Here is a 1,275-nt window from a genome sequence, read left to right on the forward strand (position 1 = left end):
GGGCTTGCCGGAAATCTACCGGCGTACCTTTGGGCGAGCCAAAGGGGAAGGCGGAAGAGGCGGCGCGGCGGTTGCTACAGGCGGGCGTATTGACGCAAGCGCGGGATACTCGTGATGTCGGCTTTATCGAGTATTTGAATGATTTCTGGCGAGCGGACGGGGAGTATTGCCGACAGGCGGTGAGCGTGAAAGGGAAAGCTCTATCGACGGCTTATATCAGGCATAACACCGGCGACATTCGTCTTCATATCGCAACATACAAGCCTTTCGCAAAAATGCGCCTTGCCGCAGTTACCGCCGGAGACGTTGAACGCTGGCAGTTATGGGCAAGAGAACAGCACGGCATAACCGGCAACCGCGTGAACCACTGCCTGAAACTGGTAAAAGTCGCAATCGGGCAGGCAGTACGGCGCAATTTAATACAGTACGACCCTTCAAAAATCATAACAAAAGCGTCTGAAATCAAAACCGAGAAGGGCATATTGACGCAAGCGGAAGCCGCCGCCGTGTGCGCCGTGCCGCTGGACAATCCGCGCCGACTGCTTCCGGTGCTGCTTGGTTTGTGCTGCGGAATGCGCAAAGGGGAAATCCGGGGCTTGCAGTGGGGAGACATACAGGGCGGGATTATCGACATTCGCCATAACTGGGTAGACGACGATGGTCTGCGAGAACCGAAGTGCGGCAGTTTCCGCAAAGTGCCCTACGGCGCGGCGGTATCCGCTTGCCTTGACGCGGTGCGGGCGACTGCGCGGCATATCGGCGGCGCGGATTTTGTGCTTGAAAGCCTTGTTATTGACGGCGAGCCGGTTTCGCAAAACTTCAACAACATTTCCCTTGCGGCGGTACTCGCAGAAATCGGGATTTCAAAGGGAGAGCAGAAACAGCGCAACCTCTCTAGCCATTCATTGCGGCATAGTTTCATATCGCTTGCGCGTCTTGCCGGAGTTGACCCGCTGATTGTGCAGACGCTGGCAGGGCACACCGATATTGCCATGACAGACCACTACACGCACGCGGCGCAGGCTATGGACTACGAGGCAGTCCGCGCAAAGTTTAGACTGATTGCATGACCTTGACAAAAGCATACGGAAGGGAATACACTTTGTTATGCCTATAGGCGGGATAGAATGGGATGCAGAAAAATCGTTATTAAACTTACAGAAACATCATGTAAGTTTTTACGATTCTCAATATGTTTTTAGCGACATAAACCGCATAGAGCGCGTAGACAACAGCGAGGGCAACACATCCGGCGAGACGCGTTACCAGACTTTA

General features: G+C 54.1%; 2 protein-coding genes. Both read left to right on the plus strand.

The window, feature by feature from the left end:
• Positions 1 to 1,070, plus strand: a 1,070-nt coding sequence (locus AWU74_RS05715) for a tyrosine-type recombinase/integrase (protein ID WP_238580189.1), incomplete at its 5' end; no start/stop codon positions are given.
• Positions 1,071 to 1,107: 37 nt separating this feature from the next.
• Positions 1,108 to 1,275: BrnT family toxin (locus tag AWU74_RS13460; protein ID WP_162504899.1), on the plus strand; the 168-nt coding region annotated here is incomplete at its 3' end.

This window comes from Treponema endosymbiont of Eucomonympha sp. (genome assembly GCF_001028545.1).